This is a genomic window from Halosolutus amylolyticus (genome assembly GCF_023566055.1).
Lineage (GTDB): Archaea > Halobacteriota > Halobacteria > Halobacteriales > Natrialbaceae > Halosolutus > Halosolutus amylolyticus.
This window is the reverse complement of the sequence record NZ_JALIQP010000001.1, coordinates 1,193,960-1,210,911: the sequence shown is the minus strand read 5'-3', so window position 1 is coordinate 1,210,911 and position 16,952 is coordinate 1,193,960. Positions and strand designations below refer to the sequence as shown.

Here is a 16,952-nt window from a genome sequence, read left to right as displayed (position 1 = left end):
GCCGATCGAAGACGCATGTCCGGACCTGGCTTCGCCCGACGCCGGTTGCTCGGGAGCACTGCGAGTGCGCTCGCGATCGCCACACTGGCCGGTTGCAGCGACCGGAGCGACGACTCGGGATCGATCGACGAGGACAACGGTACCGACGAGAACGACGGCCCGGATTCGGGCGACGGATCCGAGTCCGACGGCACCGAGCAGGGGGCAGACGACCTCGACCTCCGGGAGGCGAACGTCGTCGGGGTCGAATTCGACGCCGAGGACGGCGCGTACGCGTTCGACGTGACGCTCCACCACGACGACGACGGCGAGGACGGCTACGCGAACTGGTGGCAGGTCGAGCGCCTCGACGGGACGCGACTCGGTCGGCGCGACCTCCTCCACGCCCACTCCGACCAGCCGTTCACCCGATCGGAGACCGTCGACATCCCCGACGACGTGACGTGCGTCGTCGTTCGCGGTCACGACCAGACCCACGAGTACGGCGGTCGGGCGATGCTGGTGGCCCTCGAGACGGGCGCGACGCGGGCAGTCGACCAGGGATCGGAACCCCGATCGGTCGACGAGAGCGACTGTCCCTGAGAGCGCCGAACTCGACGCAGCCCACGAGTGAGTCGCGATCGACGCCGGTATCGTCCGTCGCTACACGTGGGTGACGCGGAGCGTCCAGTCGCCGTCGGCCTCGACGTTGAGCCAGACCGGGCCGCCCGCCCTGTACGATCGGGAGTTGTCGAACGCGCCGGTCCGGTGGACGAGGATCTCTCGACTGCCGTCCGCGCCGTAGCCGTCGACGACGAACGTCCCGTCGCCGTCGTGGGTCGCCACGACCCTGACGTCGCCGTCCGTCCACAGCGGCCCGGCGAACGACGATCCCGACCCGCTGGCCTCGAACGGGAGGTCGTCGAGGTCGTCGGCGTGGACCGCTGGCTGGGAGAGGTCGATCGACCACGCGCCGTCGGCCGCGACCTCGAGCCGATAGGTGTCGTCGTCGACGGCCATGATCGACGTCCCGGCCGAATTCGCGGTGGTCAGCAGGTTCTCGTTCCGGCCGATGCCGCCGGGTTTCGTCACGTCGACCGCGAGTTCCGACGTGCCGTCCCGGGAGACGGTCGCGACGAGGACCCCCTCGTCGAGGTCGAACGTCGGCGACTCGCCCGACCCGGTTCCCTCGAACACGTGGGACTGGCCCGCCTCGAGAACGGTGCCGGTCGGCCGGTCCCCGACCGCAGGTTCGTCGCCGTCGAGGTCCAGGGTCCCGTCGACGAGGTCCGAAGGGGTGACGACGTCGAGACCGCGATGCTCGATGTGATCGAGGAGGAGTCCGAAGTCGTCGAGCGACATCCGGTTCTCGTCGACGCCGACGTCCGCCGCGTCGACGATCCGCGGAATCCGGATCACGGTGAGCAGGTCGTACTGGTCGGAGATGTTGAGGTGGCGACGAACGCCGGTGTGAAGCGCCGGTCCCCAGATGAACGGGATCATGTGCGTCTCGGTCGGCGGCACGCCCGTCGTCCCGGCACTCGACAGGAACACCGACTCGTGGACGTCCCTGGCGACGTCGTAGGTCGTCGCGTCCAGCCGATCGTCCGGCACGAACAGGTGTCGCGAGCCGTCCTCGAAGCCCTGGTTCGCGAGCGCGTCCCGCGCGGTTTCGAGGACCTCCCGCTGTCGCTCCGCGGGCTGATCGGGCAGGGGTGTCGACACCTGCGGGAGCGAACAGACGTCCCAGCCGCGGTCGCTGAGGTCCCGCAACTCGTCCGTCCCCAGTCGGCCGTCCGCGCCGATCCGATCGGGGCTGACCGGCACCGCCGCGGCCCAGCCGCGTTCCGCGAGCATCTTCGCCGCGATGTCGTAGTGCGAATCGTGCCCGCCGTAGAACGCGAGGATCGCCGCGCCGTTGTCGGCCGATTCGGTGCGCCGGAGGTCGTCGACCAGCAGTCCCGTCGGCCCGCCGTCGGGCCCGTCCGCGACGATGTTGATGCCGGTGACGGTCGAGAGATCCGGGTCGTTCCCCGGCTTCTGCTGGTAGCCACAGTCCATCCGGAACCAGCCGTCGTACTCGTCCGGAACCACGCGTATGCTCGAGAGCCGATCGCTCCGCGTCGGCGCGAGGAATTCGACGATGACCCGATCGGCGGCCTCGGGCTTGACCGCCACCGACGTGTCCCAGTCCCGGAGGTCGATCCCGTCGGGGAACCGGATCTCCATGCCGGCCGTGCCCTCGTCGCTCTCGACGACCGCCGCCTGCGAACCGGTCAGCGCCTCGTCGGGCGCGGCCGATAGCTCGCCGGTCCGCGCGGTCCACTCCTCGAGCGTTTCGAAGTCGGAGAGCACCTCGCCCGCCTCGATCGCGGGCCAGCGCGCGTCACCGTCGCTCGATCCGGTTCCGGATCCTCCCCCGGTCGTCGCGTCGTCGGGAGTCCCATCACCCGTCTCGTCCGATAGCACGTCGGTACAGCCCGCGAGCGTCGTCGATGCCGCGCCGAGTGCGGCCAGCAGTCGGCGTCGAGACGAGTCGTCGTCCGCGTCGCGTTCGTCTGCCATTATCGGGGGAGGCCTTCCCAGTACGTTCACTATACTGTGGGTAAACGCCGTCGCGATTTGCTGACCCAGCAAATCGGAGTCGGACCTTTCACCTGGCGGCCCGTCAGTGAACGCAGATGCGCTCTCGCGACTCGATCTCGGGCTACCTGCGGAACCTCTCCGCGGCGGTCTCGTATCCCTTCGAGACCTGGCGCGGGACGATCGGGCTGGTGGCCGTCACGCTCGCCACGTACGTCCTCCTCGTGCTCAGCACGATGCCGGAGTTCTCGCTCCAGATGCTCGGCGACGGCCTCCACTGGTTCGACTACGTCCTCGTCTCGCTGACGGAGACGATCTACCGGACCGACGGGCTCTCGTCGCTCGGTATTATCGTCCTCTACGCCGTCCTCACCGGCGTCGCGGTCGTCAACGCCGTCGCGCAACTGCGACTCGTCGGCCCGACGGGACTGACCGATCTGTCGGGAGTCGTCCCTGGCCTCCTCGCGTCCGGCTGTGCGAGCTGTGGTGCCGGCCTCCTCGGCTTCCTCGGGTTCGCCGGGGGGCTGGCCGCGCTCCCGTACGACGGCGCGCTCCTTCGCATCGCCGGACTCGCCCTCCTGCTGTTCTTCCTGGGGCGTGCGGGCCACCCCGAACGCTGTGCGATCGCACCGGAGGCGACGGAATGACGGGAAGCGAGTTCGTCCGCTCGATCGGCCCGGATCCGCGGGCGATCGCGTGGGGAGCGGCCGCCGCGGTCGGCGTGTTCGTGCTGTTCGGACTCGTCACCGGGCTCGTCCCGAACCCGCTCTACGTCCGGATGGTGCCCCGGACGCCGACCGACTACCTGTTCCTGACGCTGACGGCACTGCTCGCGGGCGTCTATACGGCCCAGCGACTGACGACCGAGGTGGCCGAACCCGAACCCCAAAGCGGGGGCGAGTCGGACGGCGAGGATCGATTGCTACTGGGCGGGCTGGTCGGCGGATTCCTCGCGGTCGGCTGTCCGATCTGTAACGTCTTCCTGCTCGCGCTGTTCAGTTCGTCGGCGCTCATGACGTACTTCGATCCGCTCCGGCCGCTTCTCGGCGCGGTCTCCGTCGCGATCCTGGCGGGGCTGATCTACGTGCGCCACCGGCGATCGTGTCCGACCTGCGCCGCGTGATCGCCCGGGTGCGGCGCGATCGGGCCGGGATCACTCGGATTCCTTCCAGTCGCCGGCCTCGGTGTCGTGGAACTCCCCCTTGGCCTCGCGCTCGCGAGAATTGCGGCGTAGAACGCGCCGACGACGGTCACGACGGCGATCCCGGGAACGGCCCCAACGGAGGCGGTGGCAGGAAATCCCGCGTCCCGTGCGAACGCGGTGACGCGAAAGAGCCACGCGATACACAGCACGGTCAGGAGCGCGAAGTAGATACGTCGCAAGCGATTCGCGATCGCCTCGAACATCGTGATCTTCAGGGTCGGTCGCCGGTAGTCGTCCCCGAGTTCGGTCCGCCAGTTCCCGTGTTCGACGCTCCGGGCCGGATCGAGCGTGGGTGCGAGGAAGTTCTGCTGGAACAGTCGCACGCGAGAGCGGTAGACGTCGTAGTCGCGGTACCGTCGCGCCTCGATCACGAGGAACGTCCCGACAGTCAGGACGCCGACGAGGACGATATAGTGTGGATTGTCGGTACTCGAGAACGCCCACGTGAGGATCGCGGCCATCAGCGTTACGGCCCAGGTCGTCGTCTGATCGAGTCTCGACCGCCAGGTCGTCTCGCGATCGAGTTCGCCGCGGTACGCGTGGCCGAGTACCGACGGCAGTTCCGGTTCGTCGTGGCCTACCTCGCGTCCTGGATCGGCCTGCGCGGACTCGTCGTCGGCGCGGTCGGTCATGTCTCCGGTCTTCGACGGCCGAGACGAAGAATCTCGGCCCGGTCGTCGACACCCGTCAGCGCGAGGACGGGACCGATCGGCCACCGTTATTGCACAGATTGTGCAAACATTCAAATGCTCCTGGCGCGTTACTCCGGTAATGACCGACACAGCACGCTCGGGATCGATCGACGACGGACAGACGACACAGAAGCCCGTCCAGCTAGACGATGCCGCCGACTACGACGACCTGCTCGCGGAGCACGACCTCGTACTGCTCGAGTTCGTCACGTCGGGGTGTGGCATCTGCGCGTCGATGGAACCGGTGCTCGGCACCGTCGCCCGAAGCGCGCCGGGCGTCGTGGCGACGGTAAACGCCGGTCTCGTCCCGGATCTCGCCGGCGAGTTCGACGTCCGGAGCGTCCCGACGCTCGTCGTCCTGAAAGAGGGCGAGGAGGTCGCCCGCCTCGACGACGGCTTCCAGGGCGCGGAGACGCTCGTGGACCTGCTCGAGACGCACGCGGCGCAGTAAGGGTGAGAGTGCGTAACGAATAGTGTTCTTTCAGTGCAATACTGATACGATCGGGCGGTCTCGGCGCGCGAGCGACGCGACCGGGTCGGGACGCCGCGTCGATCACCCGGGACGGGCGTCCGTCTCGACGACGCGGGCGTCCTTCTCGACGGCATGGGCGTCCTTCTCGAGGACGAGGTCCTCGAGGACGAGGACGTCGAGCCCCATGCCGTAGAAGTCCTTGATCGCCTGGGTCGGCGTCCGGACGATCGGTTCGGCGTGGTCGTTGAACGAGGTGTTGAGGACGACCGGGACGCCGGTGATCTCGGCGAACTCGGAGATGAGTCGGTGGTAGCGCGGGTGCTGGTCCTCGCGGACGGTCTGGGGTCGCGTCGAGTCGTCGGCCGGGTGCAGGACGGCCTCGAGGTTCCCGGTCTTCGCCGGATCGACGTCGAACGCGTCGATCATGAACGGTGCCGGTTCGCCGTCGACGAGGTACTCGGCGGCGGCCGACTCGAGCATCGACGGGGCGAACGGACGCCACTCCTCGCGGTGTTTGACGAACCGGTTGACCCGATCGCGCGACGCCGCGGTGCGGGGATCGGCGAGGATGCTTCGCGCGCCGAGCGCGCGCGGCCCCATCTCCATGCGGCCCTGGAACCAGCCGACGAGGTCGCCGTCCGCGAGCCGTTTGGCGACGTAGCGCGCTACGTCGTCCGGTTCCGCGTACGCGAGTTTGTTCGTCTCGAGGGTCGATCGGATCTCGTCGGTCTCGTACTCGGGGCCGAGGTAGACGGTGGTCTGGCGATCGACGTCGGCGGGGCGCTGTCGCGACCAGCCCGCCCCGAGCGCGAGCCCCGCGTCGTGGGCGACTGGCTGGACGAAGACGTCGTCGACGGCCGGCGATTCGCGAACGCGCTGGTTCAGCTTGCAGTTGAGCGCCACCCCGCCCGCGAGCGCAACGTTCGCGGTTCCCAGTTGCTCGACGGCCGACTCCGCGATGGCGACGACCGTCTCCTCCAGGAGCTTCTGGGCCGTGTGGGCCAGGTCCTTTTCCCACTGGTCGAACTCGCCGGGCGTCTCGTTGCGGGGGCGGCCGAACGCGTCCTCGAGCAACTCGACGCCGTGGCCGGTCCCCCAGCGCTTCGTCAGTTCGGTGACGTCGTAGTCCGCTCCGGTGTCGATCAGGTCCCGCAGGACGCCCTCGATCTCGGAGTTGTCCTCGCCGTAGGGGGCCAGGCCCATCACCTTCCCCTCGCCGTTGAACATCCGGTAGCCGAGGTACTCCGTGACGATCGCGAAGAAGAGCCCGAGGCTGTTGGGGTGTTCGTACGTGTGTGTGCGTGTCAGTCCGTCCTCGTCGGCGTACCAGACGACCGTCGAGTCGTACTCGCCTTTCGCGTCGACCGTGAGAACGACCCCCTCCTCGAATCCGGAAGGGTGGAACGCGCTCGCCGCGTGACAGCGGTGGTGGGAGATCGTCTCGATCGGCGGCACCGGCGTGCCGATCGACGCGAGGCGGTTCTCGATCTGGCGCGTCGGGACGAACCGGCTGCGGGCTTCCGTGACGACGGTCCCCTCCAGCGCGGAGAGTTTTCGCGCGAGGCCGGGGGCTCGAACCGCGTCGGTGAGATAGTGTGCGGTGAGGTTCCCGCGCAGTTGCGGGTCGTAGGGCAACAGGACGCGATCGACGTCCGAGAGGGTCAGGTCCCGGTGGTCGAGACAGGCCCGGATCGCCCGCTCGGGGAAGGTCTCCGTCGCGTGTTTCTCCCGCGTGTATCGCTCCTCCTCGACGCCGAAGACGGGCGTGCCGTCCTCGAAGAGCACGGCGCTCGGATCGTGTTGGCCGTACAGCCCGATCGCGGGTTTAAATGCGAGTAGATAGTCGGTCATGTCTCGTGAGAGTAACGCGTTGGTGACTGACTTCGGGGACACCCAAAATGACAGTGGCGATTTGCTGGCCCAGCAAATCGCCGCCTATTTGTTCGATTACGTCGTCGTCGTCCCCGTGCAACGCGAGGGAACCTCGAACCCGTCGGAGGTCTTTCAGGTGCTGGCCGACGACTACGCGCGACGGATTCTCGTCGCGGCGGACCGGGAGCCGATGACCGCGAAGGATCTCAGCGATGCGTGCGACGCCTCCCTCGCGACGGTGTACCGTCGCGTCTCGATGCTCCAGGAACACGACCTCGTCGAAGAACGGCGATCGATCGGGCCGGACGGCTCCCACCGGAGCGAGTTCGAGACGGTGCTCGAGGGACTCCACCTCGACCTCTCCGAGGGCGAACTGACGCTGGCCATGGAGACGCGCGACGAACTGGCGGACAACTTTACGTCGCTGTGGGACGACATCCGAGGAGAGCGATGATCGAGGCGCCGTTCGTTCTCGCGAAACTGATCACGCTCACGTTGAGCCTCGCCATCGCGTACCTGGCCTTTCACGGCTACCGACGGAACGGACGCAAACCGATGCTGTACGTCTCGGCGGGGTTCGTGTTCATCGGTGCCGGGGCGATCTGTGAAGGCCTCATCTACGTCGTCTTCGGCACGTCGATCCTGTCCGCGGGGCTCATCCAGGCTGCGGTCGTCTCGAGCGGGATGGTACTCGTTCTCGTCTCGTTGACCCAGTGAGGAGTTACGATTCGCCGGACTCGCACGTCGAACAGCCGGTCCGACGGCGAACGACGATCGCACCGACGGCGAGCACCAGGGCGGTCACCGCCACCGGAGCGAGACCGCCACCCAGTCCGCCGACGGTAAGGCCGCCCGTGACGGCGGCCGTGCCGGGGCCGACACAACAGAGGCTCGCCAGCCCCGCGAGACCGAGTTTCGATCGCCGAGAGGCCGTCTCCGAATCCATCGTACCGGTCTACGGGATCGCCGCTGATATGATTTGTGAACAGTCTGCCCGAACGGACAACGCTGTGGACTGGTGGCTCGCGGCCGCTCACTCGCGATCGTCGTGGCTGTGTTCGTCGTGCTCGTTATGCCCGCGACCGTCGTGTCCGTGGTTGTGGTGGTCGTGGTCGCTGTGGTCGTGATCGTGGTGGTCGTGCCCGTCGCCGCGGCGGGTGAACTGGCCGGCGAAGGCCCGATCGACCACCTCCGAGAGGGCGGGATGGATGTGGACCGACTCGCGGATGTCCCAGACGGTTCCCGTGCCCGCCTTCATCGCGACGACGACCTCCTCGATCAGGTTCGACGCCTCCGGCCCGACGATGTGACAGCCGAGGATCTCGCCGTCCGGTTCGGCGAGCACCTTGACGAGTCCCTCGACCTTCATCGCATTCCCGCGGGCGGTGTCCTCGTAGCGGTAGGTGCGCGTGGCGTACGCGCGATCGGCCTCGCGGAGATCCTGCTCCCGGGCGCCGACGCCGGCGACCTCCGGGGAGGCGAACACGGCGAAGGGCATCGCGGTGTAGTCGACCGGCACGGGGTCGTCGCCGAACAGGTTCCGGACGACGGCCCGGGCCTCGTGGTTCGCGTTGTGCTTCAGCAGGTACTCGCCGACGATGTCCCCGAGCGCCCAGATCCCGTCGGCGGACGTCCGGAGGTACTCGTCGGTCTCGACGAACCCGTTCGCGTCGGTTTCGACGCCCGTCGCCGCCAGGTTCAGCGTGTCCGAGTTGGGCCGCCGGCCGGCCGCGACTAAGAGGGTGTCGCCGGTCACCGTCACGCCGTCACGCTCGTCCGCATCGTCCCACGCGGGTGGGTACGGGCGCGCCTCGACGGTTACCTCGCCGCCCGACTCCGCGGCTGCGACGGCCTCGTACCCCGTGTGGATCGCGAACCGATCGGCGTATCGCTCGGTGAACGCGGCGGCGACCTCGTCGTCGGCCTCCGGGAGGAACGATCGACGCCGGCCCACGATCGTCACGTCGCTGCCGAACGTTCCGAAGAAGTGCGCCAGTTCGGCCGCGATGTAGCCGCCGCCGACGATCACGAGGTGGTCCGGCGGTGTCTCGAGCTGGAGCGCCTCCCGGCTGGTGAGGTAGTCGACGGACTCGATGCCGTCGATCGGCGGGATCGCCGGCCGCGTCCCCGCGGCCACGAGGACGGTGTCGGCCCGGGCGCGCTTGCCCGCGTCGAGACCGGACGTGATCTCTATCGTCCGATCGTCGGCGAACTCGGCCTGGCCCTCGAACAGCGTGTGGCGGTTCGACGTGCGCAACCCGTGGTGGATCGACTCGGCGCTCCCGGAGACGTCCTCGTTCACCTCGCGAACGATGTCGGCGAAGTCGACGTCGGTCACGTCGACGTGGATGCCGAACTCGTCGGCTCGATCGACGGTCTCCATCACCTCCGCGTGGTACAGCAGTTTCTTCGAGGGGATACAGCCCCGGTTGAGACAGGTGCCGCCGAGCGGCCCCTTCTCGACGACCGCGACGGACTGCCCGCGGTTCGCAGCCGCGTTCGCGACGTCGAGCCCGGACCCCGAACCGACGACGAGGAAGTCGAACTCCGCAGTGCCAGCGTCCATACGCGTCCCGACGACGGCCAGCCCGATGAAACCTCCCCGGAGAATCGTACCGCCGGCGACGAAGGCGTGTTCGTCGTCGCGTTCCATGGCTACAACGCGAACGTCCACGACTACCGTCGTGGAGGGACGTCAGTACCGTTCCGTACTCTCCCGACATTCGACCCGAGTGGATACCCCGTCGGGGACCTTGCCCGGCGCGACGCACGCGAACAGTATCTCGACTGTCAGCGACAGCGACCCGTTCGAGGCGTACTCGAGTACCTCACCGGAGTTTTCTACGCGTGTCGTACGGAGTTAGAAAATATTATACCGTGCCGAACTGTATAGCTGTTCATGAACAGGAAAACTGTTCAGACGGGACCGGAGCTCGATGGAGCACACGTCTGTCTTCCAATTCCCGTTAACGACCCCGATCTGTTCCGTCACGACGCGACCGCTCAGATCCTCCGGCTAGTAACGGATAATCCTGATCGAGCGTTCAGTAACCGCCAGCTCCATCGGTTAACTGGAAAGGGAATGGGGAACGTGAACGGCGCTGTAACCGCTCTGGAGGACGTCGGGCTGATCACGGTAGATCGCGGTGGGCGATCGAACCGGATCGAGATTAACGCGGCGAAACTGTACAAACCGGACGATCGCATTACGCTGGTCCCACAGACCGAATTTCAGCGACCGATCCGAGCGGCGATGGTGCGACTCGGCGAAGCCATCGGTACCGATATCGGCGTGGTTTTGTTCGGGAGTGTCGCTCGAGGTAGCGCCGACCGGGCCAGCGACATCGATCTATTCGTCGTGGTCCCGGACGACCGGATGGCGGGCCAGCGAACCGCCCACGAAATCGAAAAAGAGATCGGATCCGAACGTTTCGACGGCGATCGATACGAGTTCCACATCGTCGTCGAAACGCGAGACTCCGCTCCGAAGCACGATCGAATTTCGGATATTCTCACCGAAGGGATCACGCTACGGACGTCCGCTGCGCTGGACGCCGTGAAAGGGGAGGTGTTCGAGAATGGCGCTTGACGACGTCGTGAATGCCGTCGATCGCGTGGAAGGGCTGCTCGCAGACGGCGAAACCGGACCCGTGCAGGACTCCCTGTCGTGGCAGCGGGACGACGCAGACATACAACTGGGGAAAGCGTGCGCGATGTTAGGAACATGCCGTCAACTCCGTGACGGCACCAACAACAACGTGAGTATCGTCGAACTCTCGTTCAACGCCATCGAGCGCTCGTTCCAGTTTTACCTCGTCGAGATGACGACTGCTGAATCGTCGGACTATCACGAACACAGTGCTGTCTTTCGGGACATCGAGAATCGGGGCGTCTTTTCGGACGAAAACATTGCAGACCGCATCGATCGCTTTCGAGCCGAGCACCGCTCGCGAATGTATTATGACATCGATCGGCCCGGACGAGACCTCGCACTCGGGATGCACGACCTCGCAGAGGAGGTCCATTCGTATATCGTCACGTTCGCTGATGCACAGTCGCGATGTAGTTGTGACCGCACACACGACTGACGACGCTAGTTCGCGGCGCAGTTGTTCGGCCCCAGTTCGAGCGCCTCGACGTCGCCGCCGGGTTGTTCTTCTCCCCAGTTGATCCGCTTGATCTCGTTGTAGTTTGCCGGCTCGTCCGCAAGGCTCTCGACGATGGTCTCGACGAACGCCGGCTCGTCGCCGTCCGCGACGTAACTCAGGAGTTCGTTCGTCGTCTCCGCCCGGAGCGCGCCGAGTTCGGTCGCGAGCGGCCGGATCGACTCGTCGCTGAAGTGCCCGGGGAGCACGACGGTCCCGTCGTCGAACGCCGTCAGGCGATCGAGGCTGTCGAACAACAGGCTCGCGGCCTCTCGGACGGCGTCGTCGGAGCTATCCTCGAGGTCGGGACGGCCGACACTGCGGAGGAACAGCGTGTCCCCGGCGAGGAGGGCGTCGCCGAACCGGAACGAGACGCTCCCGGGCGTGTGTCCCGGCGTGTGGAGCACCTCGAGAGCCCGGTCTCCGACGGCGATCGTCTCGCCGTCCTCGAGTTCGGCCACGTCGAGGTCGCCGGCGTCGTCCCCGTGGAGGTAGTACGGTACGTCGAGGTCGCCCGCGAGGCGGCGCGCGCCCGAGACGTGGTCGGCGTGGGCGTGCGTGTCAGCGACGCCGACGATCTCGAGGTCGCGCTCGTCGGCCGCGTCCAGGTACCGATCGACGTACTGGCTCGGATCGACGACGACGGCCCGATCGCCGTCGTGGGCGAGGTACGAAACGCAGCCCGTCCCGGGGCGGACGATCTGGACGACGCCGTCGACGCGATCGACGTCGGACGCGCGGTGGACGCGCCCCCAGCCGTTCATCCCGTCGGCGACCGACCTCGCGTCGAACCCGTGCTGGCGGAGGAATTCCGCGGCGCGGGCCGAAGTGATCCCGGCGACGCAGACGACGGCGATCTCCGTCTCCGCGGGCAGGTCGTCGAGGTGTGTCTCCAGCGTGGAGTAGTCGTACGACAGCAGGTCGTCGTAGATGGGGACGTTCAGGCTCCCGTCGATCCGCCACTCCTCGTAGTCGGCCTCGTTCCTGACGTCGAGTACGAAGAGGTCCGCCGAATCGTCGTCGTGAATGCGTCGGGCGACCGCCGAAGGTTCGATATCTGTATTGCTCATTTAACCCAATACTACCGGAGGCAGGTAGTAAATCCGTTGGTTGGAGACCGCGACTGCGAGACCGATCGGGAGATTTGCTCGAGCGGCAAACCGTCGGAGACGATTTACGAGACGGACCGCAAGCCCCAGATATGAATCGACGTCACTACCTTCGTTCGGCCGCCGTGTCGAGCGTCGGGGCCGTTGCGGGCTGTCTCGGGTCGCTCCCGGGTTTCGACGACGGGAACACGGTACTCGACGCCCCGGAGCGGGACCTGAGCGAGGCGACCCATCCCAGCTACGGCGACGACCTCCCCGCGGTCAGTGTCCCGGACCCGTTGCGCGACGAGGAGATTTCGACGGCCCAGTTCGAGGGCGATCGGACCGTCCTGCTGACGTTCTTTTACACGAACTGCCCGGACGGGGTGTGTCCCGCGCTGCTACTGCGACTCCGGCGGGCACAGGAAGTCGCCGCCGAACAGGGGTTCGGCGACGGCGTCGCGTTCCTCGCGATGACGTTCGATCCCGAGCGGGATACCCCGGACGTACTTCGTACGTACGCCGACCAACAGGGCGTCGACCTCGAGGCCGGGAACTGGCACTTCCTGCGGCCGGAAACGTACGAGGCGGCGAAAGACATCGTCGGCGACGAGTTCGGCCTCCCTCTCGAGAAGCGACCGGCCGAGGACTACGAGAACCTCGAGTACATGTTCCCCCACTACGCCTACATCTTCCTGGTCAACGATCGCGGACTCGTCGAGCGCGTTTACCCGGACGGAGCGACGATCGACGTCGCGCGCGTCGTCGACGACTTCGAAACCGTGGCGACCGCCTGATACGGATTGCTGTAACGAGTTACCGGCGCAACCGTCGCCCGGATCGCGGTTGCGCCGGAAATGACGTACAGTAAACCGTATGAGAGACGTCGACGGGAACTGCTCGCCGGCCTCGAAAGTCTCGGCGCGATCGGCGCGACGGAGTCGACCGATGCGCGGACTCCCGGCGATCGGAACCGACGACGGATAACCGCCGGACGGGCCGGAGACGCGACGAAGACGGATCACACACCGTCTCGAGGGTGCCACGACCGACGTAAGCGGAGAACAGATGTGCCGTTATCGTTCGGTTTCGTCCAGTCGGGCGGCGAACGCGGCCGGCAATCGGGAGTACGTCTCTGCGGTCGCCGCGAGGGCGTCGACGGTCGTGTACTCGTCGCAGGCGTGGACCGTACCGGTCCCGGCGGCGAACTCGATCGTCGGAACCCCCGCGTTCCGGAGCCGCTTCGCATCGCCGCCGCCCGTCGCGCTCCGGCGGTGGACGCGATCGTCGAGTACGTCCGCCGCGACGGCTCGCGTCGCGGTCACGATCGGCGCATCCGGGTCCTCGTAACTGCCGATGCTCCAGCTTGCGTCCGCGATCGACACGCCCTCGTGGTCGTCGATCCACTCGCGAACCTCGTCGAGGACGGCCGGCGTCTCGACGCCCGCAGTGAGGCGGACGTCCAGTCGCGCGCTCGCGTGTCGCGGCACGCTGTTGACGTTCTCGCCGCCCGCGATCGTGCCGAGGTTGACCGTCGGGCGCTCGAACAGCCGTCGTGCGGTGCCCGCGCCCATCGACGGTGCGTAGTAGTCGACGGACTCCTCGACGATCGGCGCGACCGGGTCCGGGATCGCGAGCGATCGACTTTCGAGTCGCGTCCGGACCGTCTCGATCGCCCCCCAGAGGCGATCGATCGCGTTCTCGCCGAGCATCGGTCGCGAGCCGTGGGCGGCCTCGCCGGTCGCCTCGAGCGTGAGCCAGATGCTTCCCCGATCGGCCACCGTGATCGAGCGGGCGTCCGCGGTGCAGGTCGGTTCGCCGATCACGCAGGCGTCGGCGTCGAGTCGATCGGCCTCGAGCAGGGCCGCGACGCCGGCGTCGCCGCCGACCTCCTCGTCACTGACGAACGCGAACGCCAACGTTACCGGCGGACGGGTGTCGGCGTACGTGCGGGCGACGTGGAGCATCGCGGCGATCGCACCCTTCATGTCCGTCGTCCCGCGGCCGTAGATGCGGTCGTCGACGCGTTCCCCGAGCGGGTCGAACGACCAGCCGTCGGGGTCGAACGGGACCGTATCGAGGTGTCCGCTGAAGAGCAGCGTCGTCTCGCGCTCGCCGGGGATCGTCGCGAGCAGGTTCGGTTTCGTCGGGTCGGCCACGAACCGATCGGTCTCGATCCCGAGATCGCGAACCGTCGATTCGAGCCATGCGACGATCTCGCGGGTGTCGCCGGGCGGGTTGGACGTGTCGAACGCGACGAGATCGAGCGTCGTCTCGGCGAGGTCGACCCGCGAGACGTCGCGATCGACGACCGGAACGGTCACGGCGCTAGTCCTCCGGCGCGATCGCGTCGTGGTCGACACTGGCGCCGTCGTACTCCTCCTCGAACGCCTGGATGAGACCGTCCATCTTCGCGTACCAGTCGTTTACCATTCGTTGCATGTCGCTCGCGATCCGGGACGGGTCCGCCGGCGAGTAGACGTGCACGTAGCCACCCTGGTCGTAGTTGACCTGCTCTTTCCGGATGAAGCCGCTCTGGTGGAGCCGCTGGACCGATCGATAGGCGGTCGAGCGCTCGCGATCGACGCGTTCCGCGAGTTCGTCGATCGTCAGGGGCTCGTCGCTCTCGACCAGCGTCCGATAACACTCCGTGTCGAGTCCTTTGAGGCCGTGAATGCACTCCAGCAGCCCTTCACACACCATCTCCTGCTGGAGTTGGTCGGCCATCGAGTTCGCCATGGTTCTACGTCGACGTTGGATCCGAGTGGTGATAAGAGTTTTGTGAATATTACACAATACTAAATCGCGATGGTCCTCGCCGACGGGCTCACCGAACACCGGACGCGTCGATTTGCCGTCCGCTGGGGACCGGGAGAAACTCGAAAAATCGTACAATACTCACGACTGATTTCCACCGGCGTGGCTCGGGGACGACGATCGCGGAACGACCGGCCGATCGCGGAACGACCGGCCGATCGCGGACCTATCCCTCGATGGCCTGTGCGCCGTCGTCGACGTGTTCGTACTTGTCCTCGAACTCCTGGATGAGCTGGCCCATCTTCGCGTACCAGTCGTTCAACATCCGCTGCATGTCGTCTGCGATCTGGGACGGGTCGGTCGGGTAGTAGACGTGGTAGTAGCCACCCTGGTCGTAGTTGACCTGCTCTTTCTGGATGAAGCCGCTCTGGAGCAGTCGCTGGATCGACCGGTAGGCGGTCGAGCGCTCGCGATCGACGCGCTCGGCGACTTCGTCGATCGTCAGGGGTTCCTCGCTTTCGACCATCGCGCGAAAGCAGTCCTTGTCGAGCTGTTTGAGACCGTGAATACACTCCAGCAGCCCTTCACACTGCATGTCCTGCTGGAGTTGTTCTGCCATCGAACTAGCCATTGTACTGAGTGGACGTAGGAGTCCTGCCGATAAAAGGGTTTTGTGGGTATTGTACAATCTCGGTGATCGGGTCAGCGGGAGCCGTCGCGAGCGGTCAGTCCGCGCTCACGCCAGTCGCGTCGGGCCCTGCGCGCATCGTCGTGATCGTACTGTAGATCACGGCGCCGCTGACCATCAGTGCAGAGAGCAGGATCAGCGCGAAGCTGATGGTGCTCAGAACCTCCATCCCGAGGTAGTCGCCAGCCTGGCGGAACGCGACGGCGATCGATCCACCCAGGAGCATCAGCCCGAAGTAGATCTTGATGTCGGCTTCGTTGACGATACCGGTCGCGGCCGAGCCGATGCGAGCGCCGAGTGCGCTCCCCGCGAGCAGGGGCGCGACGATCGTGAGATCGACGCCACCCTCCATCCCGTAGAGGAACGAGCCGATCCCGCCCGAGAAGACGATCTCGAACAGGTCAGTCCCGACCGCCACGGGGACGGGCACGCCGATGAGGTAGAACATCGCGGGCATGCGGATGAAGCCGCCGCCGACGCCCAGGAAGCCCGACAGCAGGCCCGTCACGAACGCGACGCCCAGCACCATCCAGAGCGAGACCTGGATCCCGCCGGCGATCGTCATCATCGGCGGGACGTGGTACGACTGGATCTTCTTCGCGATGTCCGGGATCGCGTCCGGATCGATCTCCTCGTTCGCGGCGTCGTGGTGGCCGCCGCCGCTATCGTCCTCGCCGTCGTTTTTGAGCGCATTGCGCGTGACGAACAGACCGATCGCGCCCAGCAGGACGACGTACGTGACGCCGATGACCCCGCTGGCGAGGCCGAGTTCCTCGAGGTAGAACACCCCGATCCGCCCGACCTCGATGCCGACGGACGTCCCGACGATCATCAATCCGCCGAGTTTGTAGTCGACCTGGCCGAGGTCGTGGTGTTTCAGCGTCGCGATCACGGCTGTCCCGAAGACGAACGCCATCCCACTCCCGACGGCGACCCGGGCGGGGTACCCCATCACGAGGAGCGCCGGCGTGACGAGGAACGACCCGCCCATGCCGAAAAAGCCGAACAGCACGCCGACCATGAAGCCGAAGCTCACGAACAGCACGAGTAGCGTCAGTGCGATTCCAAACAGTTCCATCTATGTGTGCGTGATTCTCTCGACGAGCGGTTTTGCGACCTGTTCGAGGGCACCGTAGCCCACGTAGAGGACGATCGCCTCGACGAGGACGGCGCCGACGAGCACGCCTGCCTGTACTGGTTGTGAAAGCGACGCGAGGTCGATCATGCGTCTCGACCCCCGTCCGGATTCGATCGTGTGTAGTTCATGGGTTTCTGCTCAATACTCACTACCCGAAGAGTGCGTATAACGCTTTTGGGACTGGCGCACAATATTACTGCAAGCTATCACACGGCTATCCAACGAGAATATTCCCATACGTTTTGTGAATATAGCCCGGCGTTCGGCGAGGGGCCTCGACGCTCGGGCGCGCCGGAATCAGTCACGCGATCGCGACAGTCCGTTCTGGGTACCG

The 16,952-nt window shown here is 66.4% G+C and carries 19 protein-coding genes and 1 pseudogene; 9 read left to right on the top strand and 11 right to left on the bottom strand.

Annotated elements, in window-relative coordinates:
* Nucleotides 1–15: 15 nt before the first annotated feature.
* On the top strand, nucleotides 16–582 hold the full coding sequence (locus MUN73_RS05875; RefSeq protein ID WP_250139496.1) for a hypothetical protein: 567 nt from the start codon (nucleotides 16–18) through the stop codon (nucleotides 580–582).
* A 60-nt stretch (nucleotides 583–642) separates the two neighbouring features.
* Here the strand turns inward: MUN73_RS05875 and MUN73_RS05870 are convergent, their stop codons facing one another.
* Nucleotides 643–2,544, bottom strand: coding sequence for a polysaccharide deacetylase family protein (locus tag MUN73_RS05870; protein WP_250139495.1), 1,902 nt, complete (start codon nucleotides 2,542–2,544; stop codon nucleotides 643–645).
* 116 nt (nucleotides 2,545–2,660) lie between these two features.
* Here MUN73_RS05870 and MUN73_RS05865 point away from each other — a divergent pair, with 116 nt between their 5' ends.
* Entirely contained in the window at nucleotides 2,661–3,209 is a 549-nt protein-coding gene (locus tag MUN73_RS05865) for a hypothetical protein (RefSeq protein WP_250139494.1), read from the top strand.
* Nucleotides 3,206–3,685 carry a hypothetical protein gene (locus MUN73_RS05860; protein ID WP_250139493.1) on the top strand — a complete coding sequence of 160 codons (480 nt, stop codon included), beginning with the start codon at nucleotides 3,206–3,208 and terminating at the stop codon, nucleotides 3,683–3,685. Before MUN73_RS05865 ends, MUN73_RS05860 begins: the two co-directional genes overlap by 4 nt.
* A gap of 30 nt (nucleotides 3,686–3,715) precedes the next feature.
* Here MUN73_RS05860 and MUN73_RS05855 read toward each other — a convergent pair.
* A pseudogene (locus MUN73_RS05855) lies at nucleotides 3,716–4,398 on the bottom strand (DUF2270 domain-containing protein).
* Between the two features lie 139 nt (nucleotides 4,399–4,537).
* Between MUN73_RS05855 and MUN73_RS05850 the strand changes: the two are divergent.
* Complete coding sequence (locus MUN73_RS05850; RefSeq protein WP_250139492.1) at nucleotides 4,538–4,909, top strand: thioredoxin family protein; 372 nt, start codon at nucleotides 4,538–4,540, stop codon at nucleotides 4,907–4,909.
* A gap of 102 nt (nucleotides 4,910–5,011) precedes the next feature.
* On the opposite strand, the gene MUN73_RS05845 is transcribed toward MUN73_RS05850, so the two are convergent.
* A complete protein-coding gene (locus tag MUN73_RS05845) occupies nucleotides 5,012–6,781 on the bottom strand; it encodes a carbamoyltransferase family protein (RefSeq protein WP_250139491.1) in 1,770 nt (589 codons plus the stop codon).
* A gap of 115 nt (nucleotides 6,782–6,896) precedes the next feature.
* Here MUN73_RS05845 and MUN73_RS05840 point away from each other — a divergent pair, with 115 nt between their 5' ends.
* The gene (locus MUN73_RS05840) at nucleotides 6,897–7,256 is read left to right on the top strand and encodes an ArsR/SmtB family transcription factor (protein WP_250139620.1); all 360 of its coding nucleotides are present in this window, start codon (nucleotides 6,897–6,899) and stop codon (nucleotides 7,254–7,256) included.
* Nucleotides 7,256–7,519 carry a DUF7521 family protein gene (locus tag MUN73_RS05835; RefSeq protein ID WP_250139619.1) on the top strand — a complete coding sequence of 88 codons (264 nt, stop codon included), beginning with the start codon at nucleotides 7,256–7,258 and terminating at the stop codon, nucleotides 7,517–7,519. The genes MUN73_RS05840 and MUN73_RS05835 overlap by 1 nt, the downstream gene beginning before the upstream one ends.
* Before the next feature lie 4 nt (nucleotides 7,520–7,523).
* Here MUN73_RS05835 and MUN73_RS05830 read toward each other — a convergent pair whose 3' ends face one another.
* The gene (locus tag MUN73_RS05830; RefSeq protein WP_250139490.1) at nucleotides 7,524–7,748 is read right to left on the bottom strand and encodes a hypothetical protein; all 225 of its coding nucleotides are present in this window, start codon (nucleotides 7,746–7,748) and stop codon (nucleotides 7,524–7,526) included.
* 87 nt (nucleotides 7,749–7,835) lie between these two features.
* Nucleotides 7,836–9,368 (bottom strand): dihydrolipoyl dehydrogenase, encoded by a 1,533-nt coding sequence (locus MUN73_RS05825; RefSeq protein WP_250139618.1) that lies wholly within the window; start codon nucleotides 9,366–9,368, stop codon nucleotides 7,836–7,838.
* A 333-nt stretch (nucleotides 9,369–9,701) separates the two neighbouring features.
* Between MUN73_RS05825 and MUN73_RS22680 the strand changes: the two genes are divergently transcribed.
* Complete coding sequence (locus MUN73_RS22680; protein ID WP_321575756.1) at nucleotides 9,702–10,391, top strand: nucleotidyltransferase domain-containing protein; 690 nt, start codon at nucleotides 9,702–9,704, stop codon at nucleotides 10,389–10,391.
* Nucleotides 10,381–10,890: a DUF8154 family protein gene (locus tag MUN73_RS22880; protein WP_465260999.1), complete on the top strand. Its 510-nt coding sequence runs from the start codon at nucleotides 10,381–10,383 to the stop codon at nucleotides 10,888–10,890. Before MUN73_RS22680 ends, MUN73_RS22880 begins: the two co-directional genes overlap by 11 nt.
* Nucleotides 10,891–10,895: 5 nt before the next feature.
* Here the strand turns inward: MUN73_RS22880 and MUN73_RS05810 are convergent, their stop codons facing one another.
* Nucleotides 10,896–12,017: an MBL fold metallo-hydrolase gene (locus MUN73_RS05810; protein WP_250139488.1), complete on the bottom strand. Its 1,122-nt coding sequence runs from the start codon at nucleotides 12,015–12,017 to the stop codon at nucleotides 10,896–10,898.
* A 131-nt stretch (nucleotides 12,018–12,148) separates the two neighbouring features.
* Between MUN73_RS05810 and MUN73_RS05805 the strand changes: the two genes are divergently transcribed.
* On the top strand, nucleotides 12,149–12,832 hold the full coding sequence (locus MUN73_RS05805; protein WP_250139487.1) for an SCO family protein: 684 nt from the start codon (nucleotides 12,149–12,151) through the stop codon (nucleotides 12,830–12,832).
* Nucleotides 12,833–13,111: 279 nt separating this feature from the next.
* On the opposite strand, the gene MUN73_RS05800 is transcribed toward MUN73_RS05805, so the two are convergent.
* The 5 genes from MUN73_RS05800 to MUN73_RS05780 all read right to left on the bottom strand — a co-directional run bounded on the left by MUN73_RS05800 (nucleotide 13,112) and on the right by MUN73_RS05780 (nucleotide 16,705).
* Nucleotides 13,112–14,359, bottom strand: coding sequence for a M20 family metallopeptidase (locus MUN73_RS05800; RefSeq protein ID WP_250139486.1), 1,248 nt, complete (start codon nucleotides 14,357–14,359; stop codon nucleotides 13,112–13,114).
* Nucleotides 14,360–14,363: 4 nt separating this feature from the next.
* Nucleotides 14,364–14,774 (bottom strand): helix-turn-helix domain-containing protein, encoded by a 411-nt coding sequence (locus MUN73_RS05795; RefSeq protein ID WP_250139485.1) that lies wholly within the window; start codon nucleotides 14,772–14,774, stop codon nucleotides 14,364–14,366.
* 244 nt (nucleotides 14,775–15,018) lie between these two features.
* Nucleotides 15,019–15,423: a helix-turn-helix domain-containing protein gene (locus MUN73_RS05790; protein ID WP_250139484.1), complete on the bottom strand. Its 405-nt coding sequence runs from the start codon at nucleotides 15,421–15,423 to the stop codon at nucleotides 15,019–15,021.
* A 94-nt stretch (nucleotides 15,424–15,517) separates the two neighbouring features.
* Entirely contained in the window at nucleotides 15,518–16,558 is a 1,041-nt protein-coding gene (locus MUN73_RS05785; RefSeq protein WP_250139483.1) for a sulfite exporter TauE/SafE family protein, read from the bottom strand.
* The gene (locus tag MUN73_RS05780) at nucleotides 16,559–16,705 is read right to left on the bottom strand and encodes a DUF7512 family protein (protein ID WP_250139482.1); all 147 of its coding nucleotides are present in this window, start codon (nucleotides 16,703–16,705) and stop codon (nucleotides 16,559–16,561) included.
* Between the last annotated feature and the right edge of the window lie 247 nt (nucleotides 16,706–16,952).